Origin of the sequence: Vibrio sp. STUT-A11, assembly GCF_026000435.1 — a bacterium.
GTDB lineage: Bacteria > Pseudomonadota > Gammaproteobacteria > Enterobacterales > Vibrionaceae > Vibrio.
In genome coordinates this window covers 2,401,264-2,420,097 of the sequence record NZ_AP026763.1, presented here as the reverse complement: position 1 = coordinate 2,420,097, position 18,834 = coordinate 2,401,264, and the positions used below count along the sequence as shown (strand labels likewise).

General features: G+C 46.2%; 13 protein-coding genes. 11 read left to right on the top strand and 2 right to left on the bottom strand.

Features of this window, described 5'->3' with window-relative positions; translation table 11 throughout:
- Positions 1 to 9: 9 nt before the first annotated feature.
- Positions 10 to 3,957 carry an enterobactin synthase subunit F gene (locus OO774_RS11285; protein WP_264902511.1) on the top strand — a complete coding sequence of 1,316 codons (3,948 nt, stop codon included), beginning with the start codon at positions 10 to 12 and terminating at the stop codon, positions 3,955 to 3,957.
- A 335-nt stretch (positions 3,958 to 4,292) separates the two neighbouring features.
- Here the strand turns inward: OO774_RS11285 and OO774_RS11280 are convergent, their stop codons facing one another.
- Complete coding sequence (locus OO774_RS11280) at positions 4,293 to 4,940, bottom strand: 4'-phosphopantetheinyl transferase superfamily protein (RefSeq protein ID WP_264902510.1); 648 nt, start codon at positions 4,938 to 4,940, stop codon at positions 4,293 to 4,295.
- A 262-nt stretch (positions 4,941 to 5,202) separates the two neighbouring features.
- The gene (locus OO774_RS11275; RefSeq protein ID WP_264902509.1) at positions 5,203 to 6,516 is read right to left on the bottom strand and encodes a hemolysin family protein; all 1,314 of its coding nucleotides are present in this window, start codon (positions 6,514 to 6,516) and stop codon (positions 5,203 to 5,205) included.
- Positions 6,517 to 6,709: 193 nt separating this feature from the next.
- On the opposite strand from OO774_RS11275, the gene OO774_RS11270 reads away from it, so the two are divergent.
- The 10 genes from OO774_RS11270 to ugpC all read left to right on the top strand — a co-directional run bounded on the left by OO774_RS11270 (position 6,710) and on the right by ugpC (position 18,580).
- Entirely contained in the window at positions 6,710 to 7,939 is a 1,230-nt protein-coding gene (locus OO774_RS11270) for a DEAD/DEAH box helicase (RefSeq protein ID WP_264902507.1), read from the top strand.
- 243 nt (positions 7,940 to 8,182) lie between these two features.
- Complete coding sequence (locus OO774_RS11265; RefSeq protein ID WP_264902505.1) at positions 8,183 to 8,845, top strand: TrkA family potassium uptake protein; 663 nt, start codon at positions 8,183 to 8,185, stop codon at positions 8,843 to 8,845.
- Positions 8,842 to 10,209 (top strand): TrkH family potassium uptake protein, encoded by a 1,368-nt coding sequence (locus tag OO774_RS11260; protein WP_264902503.1) that lies wholly within the window; start codon positions 8,842 to 8,844, stop codon positions 10,207 to 10,209. The genes OO774_RS11265 and OO774_RS11260 overlap by 4 nt, the downstream gene beginning before the upstream one ends.
- Before the next feature lie 212 nt (positions 10,210 to 10,421).
- Positions 10,422 to 11,891, top strand: coding sequence for a protein adenylyltransferase SelO (locus tag OO774_RS11255; protein WP_264902501.1), 1,470 nt, complete (start codon positions 10,422 to 10,424; stop codon positions 11,889 to 11,891).
- A 141-nt stretch (positions 11,892 to 12,032) separates the two neighbouring features.
- Complete coding sequence (locus OO774_RS11250; protein WP_264902500.1) at positions 12,033 to 12,758, top strand: response regulator transcription factor; 726 nt, start codon at positions 12,033 to 12,035, stop codon at positions 12,756 to 12,758.
- A complete protein-coding gene (locus OO774_RS11245; RefSeq protein ID WP_264902499.1) occupies positions 12,748 to 14,190 on the top strand; it encodes an ATP-binding protein in 1,443 nt (480 codons plus the stop codon). Before OO774_RS11250 ends, OO774_RS11245 begins: the two co-directional genes overlap by 11 nt.
- Positions 14,191 to 14,351: 161 nt before the next feature.
- Complete coding sequence (locus OO774_RS11240) at positions 14,352 to 15,599, top strand: ABC transporter substrate-binding protein (protein WP_264902498.1); 1,248 nt, start codon at positions 14,352 to 14,354, stop codon at positions 15,597 to 15,599.
- An 82-nt stretch (positions 15,600 to 15,681) separates the two neighbouring features.
- Positions 15,682 to 16,605, top strand: a complete 924-nt coding sequence (locus tag OO774_RS11235; protein ID WP_264902496.1) for a sugar ABC transporter permease — start codon at positions 15,682 to 15,684, stop codon at positions 16,603 to 16,605.
- Positions 16,602 to 17,459 (top strand): carbohydrate ABC transporter permease, encoded by an 858-nt coding sequence (locus OO774_RS11230; protein ID WP_264902495.1) that lies wholly within the window; start codon positions 16,602 to 16,604, stop codon positions 17,457 to 17,459. The genes OO774_RS11235 and OO774_RS11230 overlap by 4 nt, the downstream gene beginning before the upstream one ends.
- 5 nt (positions 17,460 to 17,464) lie before the next feature.
- Complete coding sequence (ugpC, locus tag OO774_RS11225) at positions 17,465 to 18,580, top strand: sn-glycerol-3-phosphate ABC transporter ATP-binding protein UgpC (RefSeq protein ID WP_264902494.1); 1,116 nt, start codon at positions 17,465 to 17,467, stop codon at positions 18,578 to 18,580.
- Positions 18,581 to 18,834 lie beyond the last annotated feature (254 nt).

The window sequence follows — 18,834 nt, the reverse complement described above, 5'->3', positions numbered from 1 at the left end:
GGAACGGATATGTACGATTTACCTTATTCTGCGGAGCAGTTGCTTCCGCTCACGGACGCACAGGCAGGGATTTGGTTTGCCCAGCTGAGAGATCCAGAAAACCCAATTTATAAAACTGGCGAATATCTGCTGATTGACGGTGCGGTGGATGAGCCGTGTTTCGCTGAGGCCGTCGGGGCTGCAATTGAAGAAGTCGACTCATTACACGCTAAATTTGTCACGACCACCGAAGGGCCGCGCATGGTGATAGAGCGACAGCCTTGGCAAGTGGATCGCTTTGATTTTTCTTCTGAATCAGAGCCTTTGAATGCCGCGATTGACTGGATGACAGTGCAATTGAAAGAACCCGTCAACTTAGAGCAGGGGCCACTGTTTTCGATGGCGCTGCTTAAGCTGGCGGAAGACAAGTTCGTTTGGTTTTTATCACTGCACCATATTGCAATTGATGGTTACAGCATGTCACTGATTGTGTCCCGAGTAGCGCATATTTACAGCCAACTTATCAAAGGCAAACCGTTTGATAAGGTTGAGTTTGTTGACCAGCAAGCGATGCTAACAGAAGACGACAACTACAAAGCCTCAGCGAAATATCAAAACGATCGTGCCTTTTACCTGCAGCGCTATGCGGATCATTCAGATACGGTTAACTTAGCGGGTCAGCCAACCGTTACTTCCGATCACTTTCTGCGCCTTAAGGGTGTGATGCCAGCTAGCGATTTTCAACAGATGGAATTATTGGCGAAGCAGTGCCGAACACACTGGTACAGTGTATTGATCGCATCTATTGCGTCTTACGTGCATCGCATGACTCGCTCGAAAGAAGTGGTGCTTGGTGTGCCACTCATGGGGCGGTTAGGGTCGGTGGCGATACAAACGCCAGCGATGCGAGTGAATATTCTGCCAGTACGAGTCAGCTTTGATGACGGGCTGGATATCAAAACCTTGGTCAAGCAGGTCAACCAAGAGTTCTCTTCTGTACGTCGTCATCAAGGCTACCGTTATGAAGAGTTACACCGAGAACTTAATCTGGTCAAAGACAACCGTAACCTATTTGGTCCGCTGGTGAACATTATGCCGTTTGAGTATGAGCATAAGTTTGGAGAGCTAAACTCTAAGGCACATAACCTTTCAGCCGGGCCTGTGGATGACATTTCTCTGTACTGCTATGAGCTTGGCGGCGAGTTGCATGTGGATATGGATGCCAACCCCGAGCTTTATTCAGAGCTTGAAATTCAAGCGCATCAGCAGCGTTTGTTCCATTTTATGAGTGACTTTTTTGCTGCCGCTCGTGAGCAAGGGGCCAGTCAGTGCAAGATCAGTGATGTTAGCATTTTGCTATCTGGTGAGCGCGAAAAAGTGCTTAATATCTGGAATGATACCGCTCATCCCGTTGCAGAAACCACCTTATCAGCCTTGATGGCAAGACAACGGATCTTGACGCCTCATGCTCCGGCACTGATTTTTGAGAATCAAACACTCACCTACGAGCAGTTAGGTCGAAAGGTCTACTCGTTGATGAACTGGCTGTTTGCTCAAGGTGTTGAAGCGGGAGATCGCATTGCTGTTTGTGTACCGCGAAGTGAAGCGTTAATTGTTGTACCACAAGCCATTCTGGCTGCTGGTGCGGTGTATGTGCCGATTGACCCGGATTACCCCGAAGGTCGCATTCATTACATGTTGGAGTCTTCTGCACCTAAGTTTGTATTCTCGACTTCAGCATTGCAGTCTAAGTTGCCGCAAGATTGTGAGGTGCAGTTGGTTGATGACGAAACACTTCCGACGATTTATAACAACGTGGAGCCGTTACCACCTCAAGTTCAGCCAGAGCCACATTCGCCAGCTTATATGATTTACACTTCGGGCTCGACGGGTAAACCAAAAGGCGTAGTGGTGAGCCATGATGCTATCGTGAACCGGTTGCTATGGATGCACGACCAGTACCCGATTGATGCCAATGACCGTGTTCTGCAGAAAACGCCAGCTGGCTTTGATGTGTCAGTGTGGGAATTCTTCTGGCCAATGATCGTCGGCTCTTGTTTGGTGGTGGCGAAACCAGACGGGCACAAAGATCCGGTTTATCTGCAGGAACTCATTCATAGTCAAAAGATCACCACATTGCATTTCGTGCCATCGATGCTGCAGATTTTTGTACAACAGGCGGATGCCCAGTTATGCCGAAGTCTGCGTCAGGTATTTTGTAGTGGTGAAGCCTTGCCGATTGAGTTGGTGAACCAATATTACCAATCTTTCGATGCGCCGCTACACAACTTATATGGCCCAACCGAGGCAGCCGTCGATGTGACTTACTGGCCAAGTGAAGCCAACACGCAAGGTAGCTCAACGCCAATAGGACGCCCGGTTTGGAATACGCAAATCTATATCCTGGATGATGCGCTTAATCCGGTTCCGCCAGGCGTTGTCGGTCATCTTTATATTGCGGGTCGTCAACTGGCACTCGGCTATCATGGCCAGCCAGAATTGACGGCTGAGCGTTTTATTGATAACCCGTTTGGCCCAAAAGGAAGCCGGATGTACTTGTCGGGTGATCTGGCACGCTGGCGTGAAGATGGGGCGATAGAATACTGTGGCCGCAGTGATTTTCAGGTCAAAATTCGTGGTTTCCGAATCGAGCTGGAAGAGATCGAAAATGCGCTAGCCAGCCATCCCGATGTGGCACAAGTCGCGGTGCTGGCACAAGAATATAGCGATGGTGATAAACGTCTGGTGGCTTACGTGACTGCGGAAGATGCTGAACAAGCGATTGATGTCGCGCAGCTACAGAAGCATCTTGCTGATCCTTTGCCTGAATACATGGTACCGAGCTATTTTGTTGAGTTAGATACGTTCCCGCTGACACCAAATGGCAAGCTCGATCGCAATGCGTTACCAAAACCCGATTTGTCTGGTCAGGTCGGTACAAAAGGGCCGAGTAACTTAGTCGAAGAACGTTTGTGTAAATTGTTCTGCCAGTTATTGGAGCTTCCTGCTGTGGGCGTTGAAGATAACTTCTTTGAACTCGGCGGACACTCCCTGTTAGCGGCGCAGCTTATTGCGCATGTGAAAGAGATCATGGGTATCGAGCTATCACTGGCCGCTGTGTTTGAGTCTCCGACCGTTGCTGGCATTGCAGCCAAACTGAATGGCAGTGAAAGTGACGAAGCACTTAATATGCTATTACCACTGCGCAAGCGCGAGGGCAAGGCGGCGATTTTCTGTGTTCACCCTGCTGGTGGTTTAAGCTGGTGTTATGCAGCGCTGACGCCGATTATCCCATCTAATATTCCTCTATATGGCGTGCAGGCTCGTAACCTTGGTGACCCGTCTGCGCCGCTGCCGAAAAATATGATGGAAATGGCCGCAGATTACGTTGCCGCAATCCGCGAGGAGCAGCCTTTCGGGCCATACCATCTGCTGGGTTGGTCTATTGGTGGCATGATTGCGCACTTGATGGCGGGTATCCTGCAACAGCAGGGACAGGAAGTAGGTCTGCTTACTCTACTCGACTCTTACCCGACAGAGCAGTGGCAAACCATGAATCCTCCCGGCGAGGAGCAAGCTCTAGGGGCATTGATTCGAATGGCGGGTGTTGAGTTTGATGAATCGGCGCATAGTAGTATTACTAAGCCAGAAGTGATTGAGATTCTGCAAGATGCGGGATCGTCGATGGCTCACCTGAGTTCCGAGACCATATCTGCCATGATCGAAGTGGTGATCAACAACAACCATCGAGTACGAGATTCGGTAGATTATCGTTATCAGGGCGATATGTTGTTCTTCAATGCAGAAAAGCCGCCAGAAGAATTATTCTTAGATCGCAATGGTTGGTTTAATTACATGGATGGTGAAATCAATGTTGTGGATGTTGATTGTATTCACCGAGACATGATGCGACCAGACATGTTACGTCTGATTGGAACCCGAATGGTTGAAGAACTGAGAGCGAAATTCGATGTTTAATTCTGGACATTCATTTGCACCAGAGAATAAGTGGGAGGGGAGTGTCTCCCCTCTGACTGACTTCAGGGGCAAGCTGGAGTCGGTTTAGCCAGATGACCTTTATTGTGGGTGCATGCGTGTTTGTGTTCGATGCCTATTTTCTGGTCCTCTATCATTAAGTATGACCACTTTCTTACTTAGGTTGGTATTGCTGGAAGCAGACCAGGCCGTTGGACGCAAGTGGCGTAGAAGTTTCACCGACATGGAAGGCACGTTTGAGGAACCGGTTACCCTTGGTCAATGAGCGACAGACGATGGTGATAAAAAATGATCATTGATTAAGAGCTTTCGCTAAATCAGGCGCTAAAAAAGCACAGCGAAAAAACGGTTTTTTCGGTAAAGCAATAATGACCGTGGAACGTTAGATCTGGCAGGGCGGATTGGAGATGGCTTCGGTTATCTCCAATCAACTCAAACTGAAACTGTCCGCTATTTGCTGTTTCTGGCTGTAACGTAATCTCGGCGTCAAGAAAGTCGAAATACACCTTAACGAATGGAAACAGGCACTTAAATATACTCTCTTTGATACTGAATATCAGAATGTTTGGGATGGTGTCGGATTTCTGTAAGCGGTGTTGTTCATTTGGTGTGTAAATCGTTGGGAAAAGGTGATTGTCGAGCTTGTTATTGTTTTCGATGTCGATCCCGATACTTGGAACAGCATTTTTGAGTGCGCACGCAGCAAGGCAAAGTGAGTCAGTATGGCTAATACTGCCACTAATGGTATCAGGAAAAATGGGCTCTCTGGATGGACCTATCAAGATGGGTATCTGGTCCACAAAGGTATTGTTTGGAAGCAGTTTTGCTATCGCGGCTCGCGCGGCGTGACGTCCGGCTCTGAATTCTTTTTGACGTTTTGTTACCGCTTTCTGCACCTGTTTCTCTTCTAAAGCTAATCCTGTTGTGGTGTACATCTCCGGTGTGGCTTTTATAAACTGAATCACGGGATTGTTCGTTACAAAGTGGCTGCAATCAGGGGAGAGTATTTCACCTGATTGAATGTTTTTCAGTCTCTTGTCATTCAAAACACGGTCTACCATAAAATGCAATTAATAACTATTTCCATTTATACCGTTGTTTATTAAAGTTGGCGAGTCTAATTAATACAAAAAATAGATATAATTTAGTGAAAAAGCCTACGTTTATCCTGTCCATATTGGCGATGAGTAAAGCCAATCTAAATGGGTAGTTAATCATTCTGGCTGATTACGGATCAGTGTTTTCTGGTGTTTCAGCTGGCTCTTGTTGGGATGCTTTCACCTGTACGATGCGGTTACTTTTCATCAGCAGCACTTCAAATCGCCAGTTCTGGTACTCGATGATTTCTCCTTGAGCAGGTACACGGTCTATTAACCAGGTCAGGAAACCGTTTAAGGTCTGAAACCCTTCACTCTCTTCCCCTTCGATGTTGCTCAGTTGGAGTTTGTTTTTGAGTTCATTCAATGGGATGAGTGCGTCCATTAACCAACTGCCGTCTTTTTGCTGTTTTGCCCAAATGTGTTGAGGTTCCATTCCCAACTCTCCGGCGATCGATTTGAGTAAGTCATAGAGCGTGACTAACCCTTGCACATCACCATATTCGTCGACGATAAATACCATCTCGGTACTGGTCTGTTGCATGTAATTCAGTAAAGGCAGTCCTTTCATTGATTCGGGTACAAAGCGAGGTTGTTTTAGGCGTTTATTGATTCGTTCCATGGAAAGCTTGTCATATTCATCTAACAGAACTTTGGAAGAAATTGTACCAATGATGTTATCCAGACTTCCTTTGCATATTGGCCACACGGAGTGTTGGGTCTGACGGAGGTTTTTTAGGATAGCATCAATAGGTAGCGTGTCGTCCAGATAATGAATATCAGACCGTGGTGTCATTAACGACAGTGCAAGGCGATCATTAAGATGAAGAAGATTGCGGATCATCAACTGTTCCTGAGGCTCAATCGCGCCGGACTCAGAACCCTCACTGACAACAGCGACAATATCTTCTTCGGTGACGACTTCACTCTTGCTCTCACTTTGCCCCAATATTCTGAGCAAGGTATCGGTGGTAAAGGTCAAAAGAAACACAAATGGTCGGGTTATTTTGGCTAACCAGTGAATTGGGTAAGCCACATTGATAGCAATCATCTCTGCATTATTTTGCGCAATACGTTTGGGGACCAATTCGCCGACCACAATGGCGAAGTAGGTGATCAACAAAACCACACTGAACGTGGATACAACGTTGGCAATTTCTTTCTCTACTCCTTGGCTGACTAACCATTGTCCTAAAGGAACAGATAGCGTGGCTTCGCCAAAGATACCGCTTAACAGGCCAATCACTGTGATGCCAATTTGAATCGTTGATAAAAACAGTGTCGGATTATCTTTGAGCTCTAAAGCGAGTGTTGCGCGCTTGCTGTTTTCAGCCATCATTTTTAGACGGCTTGTTTTGGCGGCGACCAGCGCAATTTCTGACATCGCAAAGACGCCATTGAGCGTGATTAAACCAACCAATCCGACCAGTAATAAAATATCCATGCAGCCTTCCAGTCATTCATATGTGAATAGCATAGCGAGATTCCTGCTTAGTAAATGTGAAGTGGCGATAAATCCTGTTCTCTTGCTAAGCTTATGTTTTATTTACAGGGTAGTACTTCTCAGTACAGCTAAGCTGATTAATCACTTGGTTACTGATACACTACGCGCCCATTTCCTCTGTTGAGACGTTTCTATGCCATTTTCTAAGCTTGGTTTAAGCGCACCAATCACTGATGCAGTGACGGCGCTGGGTTATGAAAAACCGACTTCTATTCAGCAAAAAGCCATTCCGATTGTACTGCGTGGATGCAATTTGATCGCCGCAGCACAAACCGGTACCGGTAAAACGGCCAGCTTTGTTTTACCAATCTTAGAGAAGCTTAGTCAGGGTGAAACGCAGCGTAAAAAACGTGCGCGTGCCATCATTCTTACCCCAACGCGTGAGCTAGCGCTTCAGGTACATCAAAGTATTGAAGCTTACGGTAAGAACCTGCCATTACGCTCAATGGCCATGTTCGGTGGTGTTGAATACGCACCACAAAAACAAGCGTTGATCGAGGGCGTGGACATTGTGGTCAGTACGCCGGGTCGTCTGATTGACCTTTACGGTCAACGATCGATTCACTTTGATGAAGTCGAGATGCTGGTCTTAGACGAAGCCGACAAGATGCTGGACATGGGCTTCATCGATGCAATAGATAAAATCGTTGATTGCATGCCAGAGGATGTACAGAGCCTGCTGTTCTCTGCCACACTTTCGAACCCGGTTCGCGACCTGGCCAAGAATGCGATTGTCGATCCTGAAGAGATTGCTATCGCCAAACACAGTGCGTCGAAGTCGAACATTAAGCAGTGGATTACAACCGTTGATAAAGACATGAAATCGTCTTTGTTGAGCCACATGCTAAAAGAGAATGACTGGTCACAGGTTCTGATCTTTATCGAAACCAAGCATGGTGCTGCGAAGCTGGTTAGCCAACTAGAGAAGCGTGGCATCGTTGCAGAAGCGTTCCACAGCGGACGTAATCAGCGTGTGCGTCAGGAACTGATTGAGCAGTTTAAAGCGGGTGAGATCCAGTACTTAGTGGCGACGGGCGTTGCGGCTCGCGGTATCGATATTGATAATCTGCCTGTGGTGATTAACTACGATTTGCCTTACCCGGCAGATGAATATGTACACCGAATTGGACGTACAGGTCGTGCTGGTGCGCAAGGCGAAGCGATTTCACTGGTATCGAAGGACGATTTCAAAAACTTATGCATGATTGAGAGCCGTTTAGGCCACCTGCTAGAGCGTGTAGAAATTGAGGGATTTACGCCAAGAAAGCCCGTGCCGATTTCAATTCTTAATTACGTTCCCAAGAATAAGCGTAAGCCTCAGGATAATCGTTCTCAATCTGATAAGAATCAGACTAGAAACTGAGAGAGTAAATATCTTTTCAATAGAAAGCTGCATTTCGATGCGGCTTTTTTTGTTTTCTAACATATAGAATTAGCACACATTTGTTAACGCTAATGGTGGAAAAAATCAAATCATGTCATACGCTTAACATTTGTGACTTAAGCTCGGTAAAGCTTTGGTTAATTTTCTGTCGTCTGGTTTGCACACGCAGTGGAATAAGAGCAGACTTTCGTTATTGCTACTAAATGCATAAAAGAGGCATAAATGAAAAAAGGTGATAAGCAATTCGCTGTTATCGGCCTTGGTCGGTTTGGCTTAGCGGTCTGCAAAGAACTACAAGAGGCGGGTTCTCAAGTTTTAGCGGTAGACATTGACGAAGAAAAAGTAAGAGAAGCCGCAGGGTTTGTCAGCCAGGCTATCGTAGCAAACTGTACCCATGAAGAGACGGTGGCTGAGCTAAGGCTCGATGATTACGATATGGTGATGATTGCAATAGGCACCGATGTGAATGCCAGTATTCTCGCCACCTTAATTGCAAAAGAAGCCGGGGTAAGATCGATTTGGGTTAAAGCCAACGATCGATTTCAGGCCAGAGTCCTGCAAAAAATTGGTGCTGATCATGTCATCATGCCAGAACGTGATATGGGTATCCGCGTTGCGCGTAAAATGCTCGACAGGCGAGTGCTAGATTTCCATCCACTAGGCAGTGACCTTGCGATGACCGAATTTGTGATTGGCTCTCGCTGGATGGGGAAAAAGCTAGGGGAGTTGTCTCTGTGTCAGGTTGAGGGCGTCCAAGTTCTTGGCTTTAAAAGAGGGCCGGAGATCACCAAAGCCCCAAGTATGGATGTTAGCTTAGAAATTGGCGATCTTATGATTGTGGTTGGTCCGCAAGAAAAACTGGCTCGCACACTGAAATCACTATGATGCATTTTCACCAAAAAGGCGTCTTTTACGTCCCGGATAGCCAAAGACCGAAAGAGAAGGGCAGCGAACCTCGGATTATATTGATGAGTTTTCTCGGAGTGTTATTACCCTCTGCGATACTTCTCACGCTGCCCGTCTTTTCGGTGAGCGGATTGTCGATTACTGACGCACTATTTACCGCAACGTCTGCGATCAGTGTAACTGGCCTTGGCGTCGTGGATACGGGTCAGCACTTTACGTTGGCGGGTCAAATCCTGTTGATGTGCCTCATGCAAATCGGTGGGTTGGGACAAATGACATTATCTGCCGTGTTGCTTTATATGTTTGGTATGCGTTTGAGTTTGCGTCAACAAGCTTTGGCTAAGGAAGCGCTCGGTCAGGATCGGCATGTCAACCTACGTAACCTGATTACAAAGATCATGGTATTTGCCTTGGTGGCAGAGACGCTGGGTTTTATCTTCCTATCGTTTCGCTGGGTGCCGGAAATGGGCTGGCAAACCGGGATGTTCTATGCGTTGTTCCATTCAATTTCCGCATTTAATAACGCTGGCTTTGCCCTGTTTTCGGATAGCATGACCGGGTTCGTCAATGATTCGTTGGTGATATTCACCCTTGCGGGTCTGTTCATTTTTGGTGGATTGGGTTTCACTGTTGTCGGTGATAGCTGGTTAAACTGGCGTAAAGGGTTTAACTCGCTGCATCTTCATACCCGAATTATGTTGATTGCGACCCCCGTATTGTTGCTGGTAGGCACGATACTGTTTTGGCTGTTAGAACGAAGTAATCCAAATACGATGGAATCATTACCTTTGTCAGCGCAATGGCTTGCTGCGTTTTTTCAATCTGCCAGTGCACGAACCGCTGGCTTTAACAGTGTAGACTTATCACAGTTCTCTCAGCCAGCTTTACTTATTATGATTATTTTGATGCTTATCGGCGCAGGGTCTACGTCTACAGGTGGCGGGATTAAGGTTTCGACTTTTACGGTTGCTTTTTTGGCGACCTGGACTTTTTTACGCCAAAAGAAACACCTAGTGATATTTAAACGCACGGTCAACTGGCCAACCGTTACAAAATCGCTCGCGATTATCGTGGTGAGTGGAGCCATCCTGACAACGGCAATGTTCCTACTGATGATCACGGAGGACGCGGCGTTTGATAAAGTCATGTTTGAGACGATATCTGCTTTTGCCACAGTCGGCCTTAGCGCAGGTCTGACGGCAGAGTTATCGGAACCGGGCAAATACATCATGATTGTGGTGATGATCATTGGCCGTATCGGCCCTTTGACATTGGCTTATATGTTAGCTCGCCCAGAACCTACTTTGATTAAATACCCAGAAGATACGGTGTTGACGGGTTGATGTAGAAAAATATAAAAGCCTGAATTTTAATGCTCTGTTGAAATTGTTGCGAGCACTCACCGCACTTTAGACGTAAGCCACTCATTTCGAGTGGCTTATTGATTCCTGAGCGATAGATACAATAAATACCCATGTTGAATTCATGGCTGAATGGTCATTGGGATCGGACGTATACTGACTAATAGTTAGTCTTATTAGATAAGGAACCCAATATGTCAGTGTGGCAAGGGGTCAATTTCACCCATCGTTACAGCCAGCTGCCTTCCGTTTTTTTTACTTTCGTAAAACCACAGCCATTGATAAACACTCAATGGGTGGTGTGGAACAGTAAATTTGCGCAGCAGTTTGGCTTACCATCAACACCTAATGAAACGTTGCTAGAGGCGTTTTCTGGTCAAGGTGAGGTTGAAGAATTTCGCCCGTTAGCGATGAAATATGCAGGGCACCAGTTCGGAACTTACAACCCGGACTTGGGCGATGGTCGAGGCTTGTTACTGGCTGAAATTCAGCGACAGGATGGCACTTGGTTTGATATTCATCTAAAAGGCGCGGGCCTCACACCGTATTCGCGTATGGGTGACGGCAGAGCTGTACTACGTTCAACGATTCGTGAGTACCTATGCAGTGAAGCGATGCAAGGACTAGGGATACCGACTACCCGTGCGCTGGGTATGATGGTGAGTGACACGCCGGTCTATCGCGAAAAAACTGAAAACGGCGCGCTGTTAATTCGCATGGCGGAAACGCATATTCGATTTGGTCACTTTGAGCACTTCTTTTACACCAATCAACTGGCAGAACAGAAACTGTTGGCGGATAAGGTGATTGAGTGGCACCTACCCGAATGCGCTCAAGCCGAAAAGCCTTACGCCGCGATGTTTACCAATATTGTGGAGAAAACGGCCGACATGATTGCGAAATGGCAAGCTTTTGGTTTTGCACACGGCGTCATGAACACCGATAACATGTCTATTCTTGGGCAAACTTTTGATTACGGACCATACGGCTTCTTGGATGACTACGATCCTGGCTATATCTGTAATCATTCCGACTATCAGGGACGCTATGCGTTTGACCAGCAGCCGCGAGTCGCACTTTGGAACCTTTCGGCACTGGCGCATTCGTTATCTCCGTTAGTGGAGCGTGCTGATTTAGAAACTGCACTTGGTCAGTTTGAGGTGCGTTTAAGTCAGCAATTTAGCCTTTTAATGCGCGATAAGCTTGGCTTAAAAACCAAAATCGATGAAGACGCACGTTTGTTTGAATCGATGTTTGAGTTACTCAATCAAAACAAAACCGACTACACGCGCTTCTTTAGAGCGTTATCCAACTTAGACCAAAAGTCACCGCAAGAAGTCATTGATTTGTTTATTCACCGTGAAGCGGCGCAAGCGTGGCTGGATCTTTATCTGGCACGATGCGAGTTAGAAGTCGATGAGCTAGGCAGACAAATCACAACAGAACAGCGCTGTGAGCAAATGCGCCGTGCGAACCCTAAATACATTCTGCGTAACTACTTGGCACAATTAGCAATTGATAAAGCGGAAGAAGGGGACTTCAGTGAAGTGAATCGCTTAGCTGAATTACTTCGTCATCCTTATGATTCTCAGCCTGAGTTTGAAGAGTACGCAAAATTACCACCAGAGTGGGGCAAAAAGATGGAAATCAGCTGTTCATCATAAGTGACTTATTATGGTGATTTGTTAATAAGATGTGATATTTATCCGCGGCAGGTTCAAAGTATTAATAAATACTCACTGAATGTGATTTCTTGCACCGATTACACTGGCAGTAGATCAATTAGTAATACTTTGGGTGGAAGAATGTCAGCGAGAATTCTGGTCGTAGATGATGACCAAGAAATTTGTGAGTTACTACAGGAGTACCTGACGAAACAAGGATATATCGTCAGTGCCGTGAATGATGGGGATCAAATGCACCTGCACATCGAGCAACATGGGTACCCTGACCTCATTTTGCTCGATGTGATGCTACCCGGTGAAGATGGTTTTTCTTTATGTCAGGCGGTTCGTCGGCATTCGTCTACACCAATTATTATGCTGACCGCAGTTTCAGATGACACCGACCAGATCATCGGCTTAGAAATCGGCGCTGATGATTATCTCGCCAAGCCATTTAATCCGCGTCATCTTAATGCGCGGATTAAAGCCGTATTGCGCCGCGTTAAAGTGACCAAAGAAGAGCAAGTCAGCCCTTTAACAGCCAAGCCAATTCGTTTTGGTGACTGGCTGTTGGATACCTTGTCGCACCGAATTATCCACCAAGAAACCCAACAGTCGCATGACTTATCGGGTAGCGACTTTTCGTTGCTCATGCTGTTTTTAAAACGACCGAATCAAATAATAGACCGAGATACGATCTCAGTAGAGACACGTGGTCGGGAAGCATTACCTTTTGAAAGAGGTATCGATGTTCAGCTCAGTCGTTTGCGCCAACGCTTAGGTGAGAGTGCCAAGTACCCTCATTATATAAAGACGATGCGCGGTAACGGTTACTTACTCGCCGTGCCAGTCAGTTATGAACAGTAAGTGGCGGCGTTTACTCAAGCGATTTAAGCCCAATTCGTTAGTCAATCGTACATTGGGCTTAACGTTATTAGCGGTGATTTTGGCGCAAGGTGTGGCAACAACCATTTGGTATACCGAGTCAAAGCAGAAAGAACTGGCGGGGATTCGCGATGCGTCTCAAAGTATGGCGAATATGTTCTCCTCAACGGTGACTTTTTTTCAATCGTTGCCCGTCAGCTATCGTCATATTGTGCTCGACCAGATTCGCAATATGGGCGGAACGCGCTTTTTTGTCTCGTTTAACCGAGAGCAGCTCATTGTTGAGCCAATCAAAGATACGCCACTAAAGCTGGCATCTATCGAAGCGATCGGGGAAGTGTTAAACAAAAAGCTTCCCAAAGTTGACACGATTCTCGTCGACTTCTCATTGCCCGAAAACCTGCGTTTGCTGAAAAACGATATCTATTTGAGCGATTTACCTAAGTCGTGGGCGCATCACACTCTAACGTTGAACCCTATTGATCCTCCTGTTTTAGTTGTTCAGCTCGAGCTCGCCAAAGACGAATGGCTCTACATCGCCGCTTTGCTGCCCGCCCCTTATGTCAATCTTGACGATACCTTAATTGGGCGAGAGCAGATTCTGTTTCTGATTTTTTCTACCACGATTTTATTGGCTCTCACCTATTTGCTGATGAAAAAGCAGGTGAAGCCGTTGAAGCGCTTGGCAAAAGCTGCCAATGAAATGAGTATGAACGTAGAGCAGGCTCCGCTGAAAGAAGAGGGCGCTAGTGAGCTCGTCACAGCAACGAGAGCCTTTAACCGGATGCAGCAGCGGATTCGTCATTATATTTCTGATAGGGAACAGTTGTTTTCTTCAATCTCCCACGATTTAAAGACGCCTATTACTCGCCTTCGCTTACGTGCTGAATTGCTGGAAAGTGATACTAAACGAGAAAAATTTAACCGTGATCTGGATGATCTGGAAATGATGGTGAAGGGTGCGCTTCAGACCGTAAGAGATACAGAGTTGCATGAAAATACCGTCAATGTTGACCTGAATGATGTCATTACTAGCGTGATTGAGCCTTATAACCAGCAACAAACACGGGTGAAGTTTTCGCCGAGTTCAACGGAGTCAATCGTTGCAAAACCATTGGCGATAAAACGTGTCATCAGCAACTTAGTCGATAACGCGGTGAAATATGGTGAACACGCTGAAATAACCCTCACCAACTTTGATGGCCGGGTCAAAATTGAGATTTGTGATCAGGGGCCGGGCATTCCAGAAGATCAGATCGACATGGTATTTGAGCCGTATTATCGGCTGGCTGATGATGATCAGGGCCATGGATTAGGGCTTGGAATCTGCCGTAACATTCTCCACGGTCATGGTGGAGATCTCATAATTGACAACTTGCCTAGTCGCGGGTTACGTGTTCAAGTGTTTGTTTAATATCAACTAAAATCTTAATGTAACATGATTGTTACGTTAAGGTTACGCTTTGTTTCAATCTAAATTTTCTCGTTGGATAGACTGACTTAAGTTCAAGTATGAACGTTTGAGGTCATTGAGTCGTTGACCTGAATGTCTAATCCAATACATGGAAGATAATAATGAAACTAAATAAAACCCTACTTACTCTATCTCTGCTATCTGCGGCAAACATGGCCAACGCGGGTGAAGTTGAAGTACTTCACTGGTGGACGGCTGGTGGTGAAGCGAAATCTGCTGCTGTTTTAAAACAAATGTTAGAAGAACAAAATCATACCTGGAAAGACTTTGCGGTTGCTGGGGGCGGCGGTGAGTCAGCAATGACGGTTCTGAAAACCCGTGCAGTATCTGGCAATCCTCCATCAGCGGCTCAAATCAAAGGCCACGATATTCAAGAGTGGGGCAGCTTAGGTTTCCTTACTTCACTTGAAAGCACAGCGAAGCAGGAAAAGTGGGATGACATCCTACCGTCAGTGGTAACCAAAGTCATGAAGTACAAAGATGAGTACGTTGCCGTTCCGGTTAACGTTCACCGCGTGAACTGGCTGTGGGCAAACCCTGAAGTATTGCAAAAATCAGGTGTAGAGCTGCCAACAACGCTGGACGAGTTTTTTGCTGCAGCTGACAAGATCAAAGCGGCAGGCTTTATTCCTCTTGCTCATGGTGGACAGCCTTGGCAAGACGCGACGGTATTTGAAGCCGTCGCACTAGATGTGCTGGGTAGTGAAGATTACAACAAAGCGTTTGTTGACTTAGATATGGACGTCTTGTCGGGCGATAAAATGGTCGAAGTCTTCACCAAGTTTAAGAAAATTCGCGACTATATAGATGCTAACTCGCCGGGGCGTGACTGGAACGTAGCGACTTCGATGGTGATTAACGGTGAAGCTGCCATGCAGATAATGGGTGACTGGGCGAAAGGTGAGTTTACTGCGGCGGGTAAAGTTCCGGGTAAAGACTACATTTGTGCACCTGCACCAGGTACCGATGGCCAATTTACGTTCAACATTGATAGTTTTGCTTTCTTTGAACTCAGCAACGAAGAGAACAAGAAGGCACAGCAAGACTTAGCTCGTACCATTCTGACCAAAGAGTTCCAGGAAGTCTTTAACCTGAATAAAGGCTCCATTCCAGTTCGTCTTGATATGGATATGGCGAAATTTGACCAATGTGCCCTGGACTCAATGGAAACCTTCAAAGCCAGTGCGCAGTCAGGTGATTTAGTGCCGAGTATGGCACACGGCTTATCGACCACAAGCTATGCACAAGGTGCAATCTATGACGTCGTAACAAACTTCTTCAACGACGACAATGCGGATCCGAAACAAGCAGCACAAAAGCTAGCGAAAGCAGTTAAAGCCGCTATCTAATCCATTTACAGATCACACCCTAAAGGGCGCACAGGCTTGTAGGGAGCTTATACGCCCTTCCTTTAAGACGTAAGGATTCGTTATGGAGCATGTTGTGAATCGGTATTCAAAGAAGTCCCACGCGAAACTCAGTTTGGCGGACAGACTTCAGCACTGGCTGCCGAAAATCGTCCTTGCCCCGACCGTTCTGGTAACTGTGGTATGTATCTATGGTTACATCTTCTGGACGGCGGCATTATCAATGACCAACTCCCGTTTTCTGCCAAGCTTTAACTTTGTTGGTTTTACTCAGTATGAAAAGCTGATGGATAACGATCGTTGGATCACTTCTATTAGCAACCTTGGTATTTTTGGGCTGCTGTTTATGCTCATCGCTATTGTTCTTGGCGTGGGCTTAGCTATTTTGCTCGATCAAAATATTCGGAACGAAGGCGCAATTCGGACCATTTATCTTTATCCGATGGCCCTCTCCTTTATCGTGACGGGTACCGCCTGGAAATGGATTCTCAATCCTGGTTTAGGAGTAGAGAAACTGATGCAGGACTGGGGTTTTACCAATTTCAAATTTGACTGGTTAGTAAACTCTGACCTGTCGGTGTACACCTTGGTGATAGCCGCTGTTTGGCAGTCATCCGGTTTTGTCATGGCGATGTTTCTGGCTGGTTTGCGCGGCATTGATTCATCCATAATCAAAGCGGCACAAATAGACGGCGCAAGTCTGCCAACCATTTACTGGCGCATCATTATGCCTTGCTTAAGACCTGTCTTCTTTAGTTCAGTAATCATCACTTCACACATTGCGATTAAGAGCTTCGACCTGGTAACAGCGATGACGGCTGGTGGCCCGGGGTACTCTTCAGATTTACCCGCGCTGTTTATGTACGCGCACTCATTTACTCGTGGTCAGATAGGTTTGGGGGCGGCAAGCGCGATGATGATGCTGGCAGGTATTCTTGCCATTTTAGTTCCTTATTTGTACTCAGAGCTTAGGGAGAAAAAGTCATGATGCGTAGTATGAATTTCTCTCGATTGTTTATCTATTCTGGATTGGTATTTTTTTGCTTGTTCTATTTGATGCCGTTGTTCGTGATGGTGGTGACGTCATTCAAAACACTGCCTGATATTAAAGCGGGCAATTTGATGAGTCTGCCAACCGAATGGGTTTTTGATGCCTGGTATAAAGCGTGGGACAGCGCGTGTACGGGCGTGAAATGTGAAGGGGTAAAAGGGTATTTCTGGAACTCTTTTCAAATGGTGATCCCTGCTGTAGCCATCTCGACCCTGTTAGGGGCATTTAATGGTTACGTTGTGACCAAGTGGCAATTCCGAGGTTCAAACTTGTTCTTCAGCTTGCTGCTGTTTGGCTGCTTTATTCCGTTTCAGGTGATTTTGTTACCAATGGCGGCGGTGCTCGGTAAGTTAGGTTTAGCAAATACCACCACAGGCTTGGTTATCGTTCATGTGATTTATGGTATGGCGTTTACCACGCTGTTCTTCCGTAACTTCTACATCAGTATTCCAGATGAGCTTGTCAAAGCCGCGAAGTTGGATGGGGCAGGTTTCTTTACCATTTTCTTTAAAATTCTTCTGCCAATTTCGACGCCAATCATCATGGTGACGGTGATTTGGCAGTTTACCGCCATTTGGAATGACTTCTTGTTTGGTGTTGTCTATTCAGGTTCCGAAACACAGCCAATTACGGTTGCCCTGAACAACTTAGTTAACACCAGTACAGGGGTGAAAGAGTACAACGTCGATATGGCGGCGGCGATCATTGCGGCGTTACCAACGCTACTCGTTTACGTATTCGCAGGAAAATACTTTGTTCGTGGCCTTACGGCTGGATCGGTAAAAGGATAATTATCATGGCAACTCTAGAACTTAAACAAATCCGTAAAACCTATCCAAAAGCGGAACAAGAAACCTTGAAAGGTATCGATATCAGTATTGATTCTGGAGAGTTTCTTATCTTGGTAGGCCCATCAGGTTGTGGCAAGTCGACACTAATGAATACCATCGCTGGGTTAGAGAATATCAGCTCAGGCGATATCGTGATTGATGGCAACAATGTGTCGAATGTGGAACCAAAAGATCGCGATATTGCGATGGTGTTCCAATCATATGCGCTATATCCAAATATGACGGTAAGAGGCAATATCGAATTTGGTCTTAAGATTCGAAAAATGGCGAAAGAAGCGATTGATGCGGAAGTGGAGCGAGTGGCGGAAATGCTACAGATTGATCATCTGCTTGACCGTAAGCCTTCGCAATTATCAGGTGGTCAGCGCCAGCGAGTTGCGATGGGACGTGCGCTTGCTCGTCGCCCGAAGCTGTATCTGTTTGACGAGCCACTTTCGAACTTAGATGCGAAGTTGCGTGTTGAAATGCGCCACCAGATCAAGCGTCTTCACCAGCAACTGAATACGACGATTGTGTACGTAACGCATGACCAGATTGAAGCGATGACGCTGGCGGATCGTATCGCGGTAATGAAAGACGGTGAACTGCAGCAACTCGGGACACCGCAAGAAATCTACAGCAAGCCTAATAATATGTTTGTCGCAGGTTTTATGGGCTCACCCTCGATGAACTTCATTAAAACCATGGTCGATTTGGATGCTCAGGATAACCCCGTGATAAAAGTGACAGGCAGTAACGCGCAGGAGCATCACATCAAACTACCAGCTTCGATGCGAAAACAAGATGGCAAAGAGATTGTGATTGGATTGCGTCCGGAGCATATTACGGACAGTGAGAATCAAGAGTCTGCCGCATCTACCAAGCTTGATTTACAGCTTGAAGTCCTTGAGCCAACGGGGCCAGATACCATCGCGATGATTAAGGTTAACGATCAAGAAGTGGCCTGTCGATTGTCACCGGAGTTCGATGTAAAAGTTGGTCAGGTTGCCCCATTGCATTTTGATTTATCAAAGGCGGTTTTCTTTGATGCGACAACCGAGCAACGCATCGAGTTTCATTAACGCTGGAGTAAGGCAACTCAACAACTCGTAAATTTTAAATGGCAGCCAAATGGTTGCCATTTTTATTTGTTGATTCACGGGTGTGTCTAAATCTACCCACTTAATCATTTGGCGTGGGTAGATTTCACCCATTTCAAAAATAATTTTGTGATCTAGGTAAATACACTTTGAATGATGTCTTTTTAAATGACTGATTTAAAAGGATAAGTCGGTGATTCAAGAAGGTGGTTCGGTCCTTGCTTTAGTAGATGAAT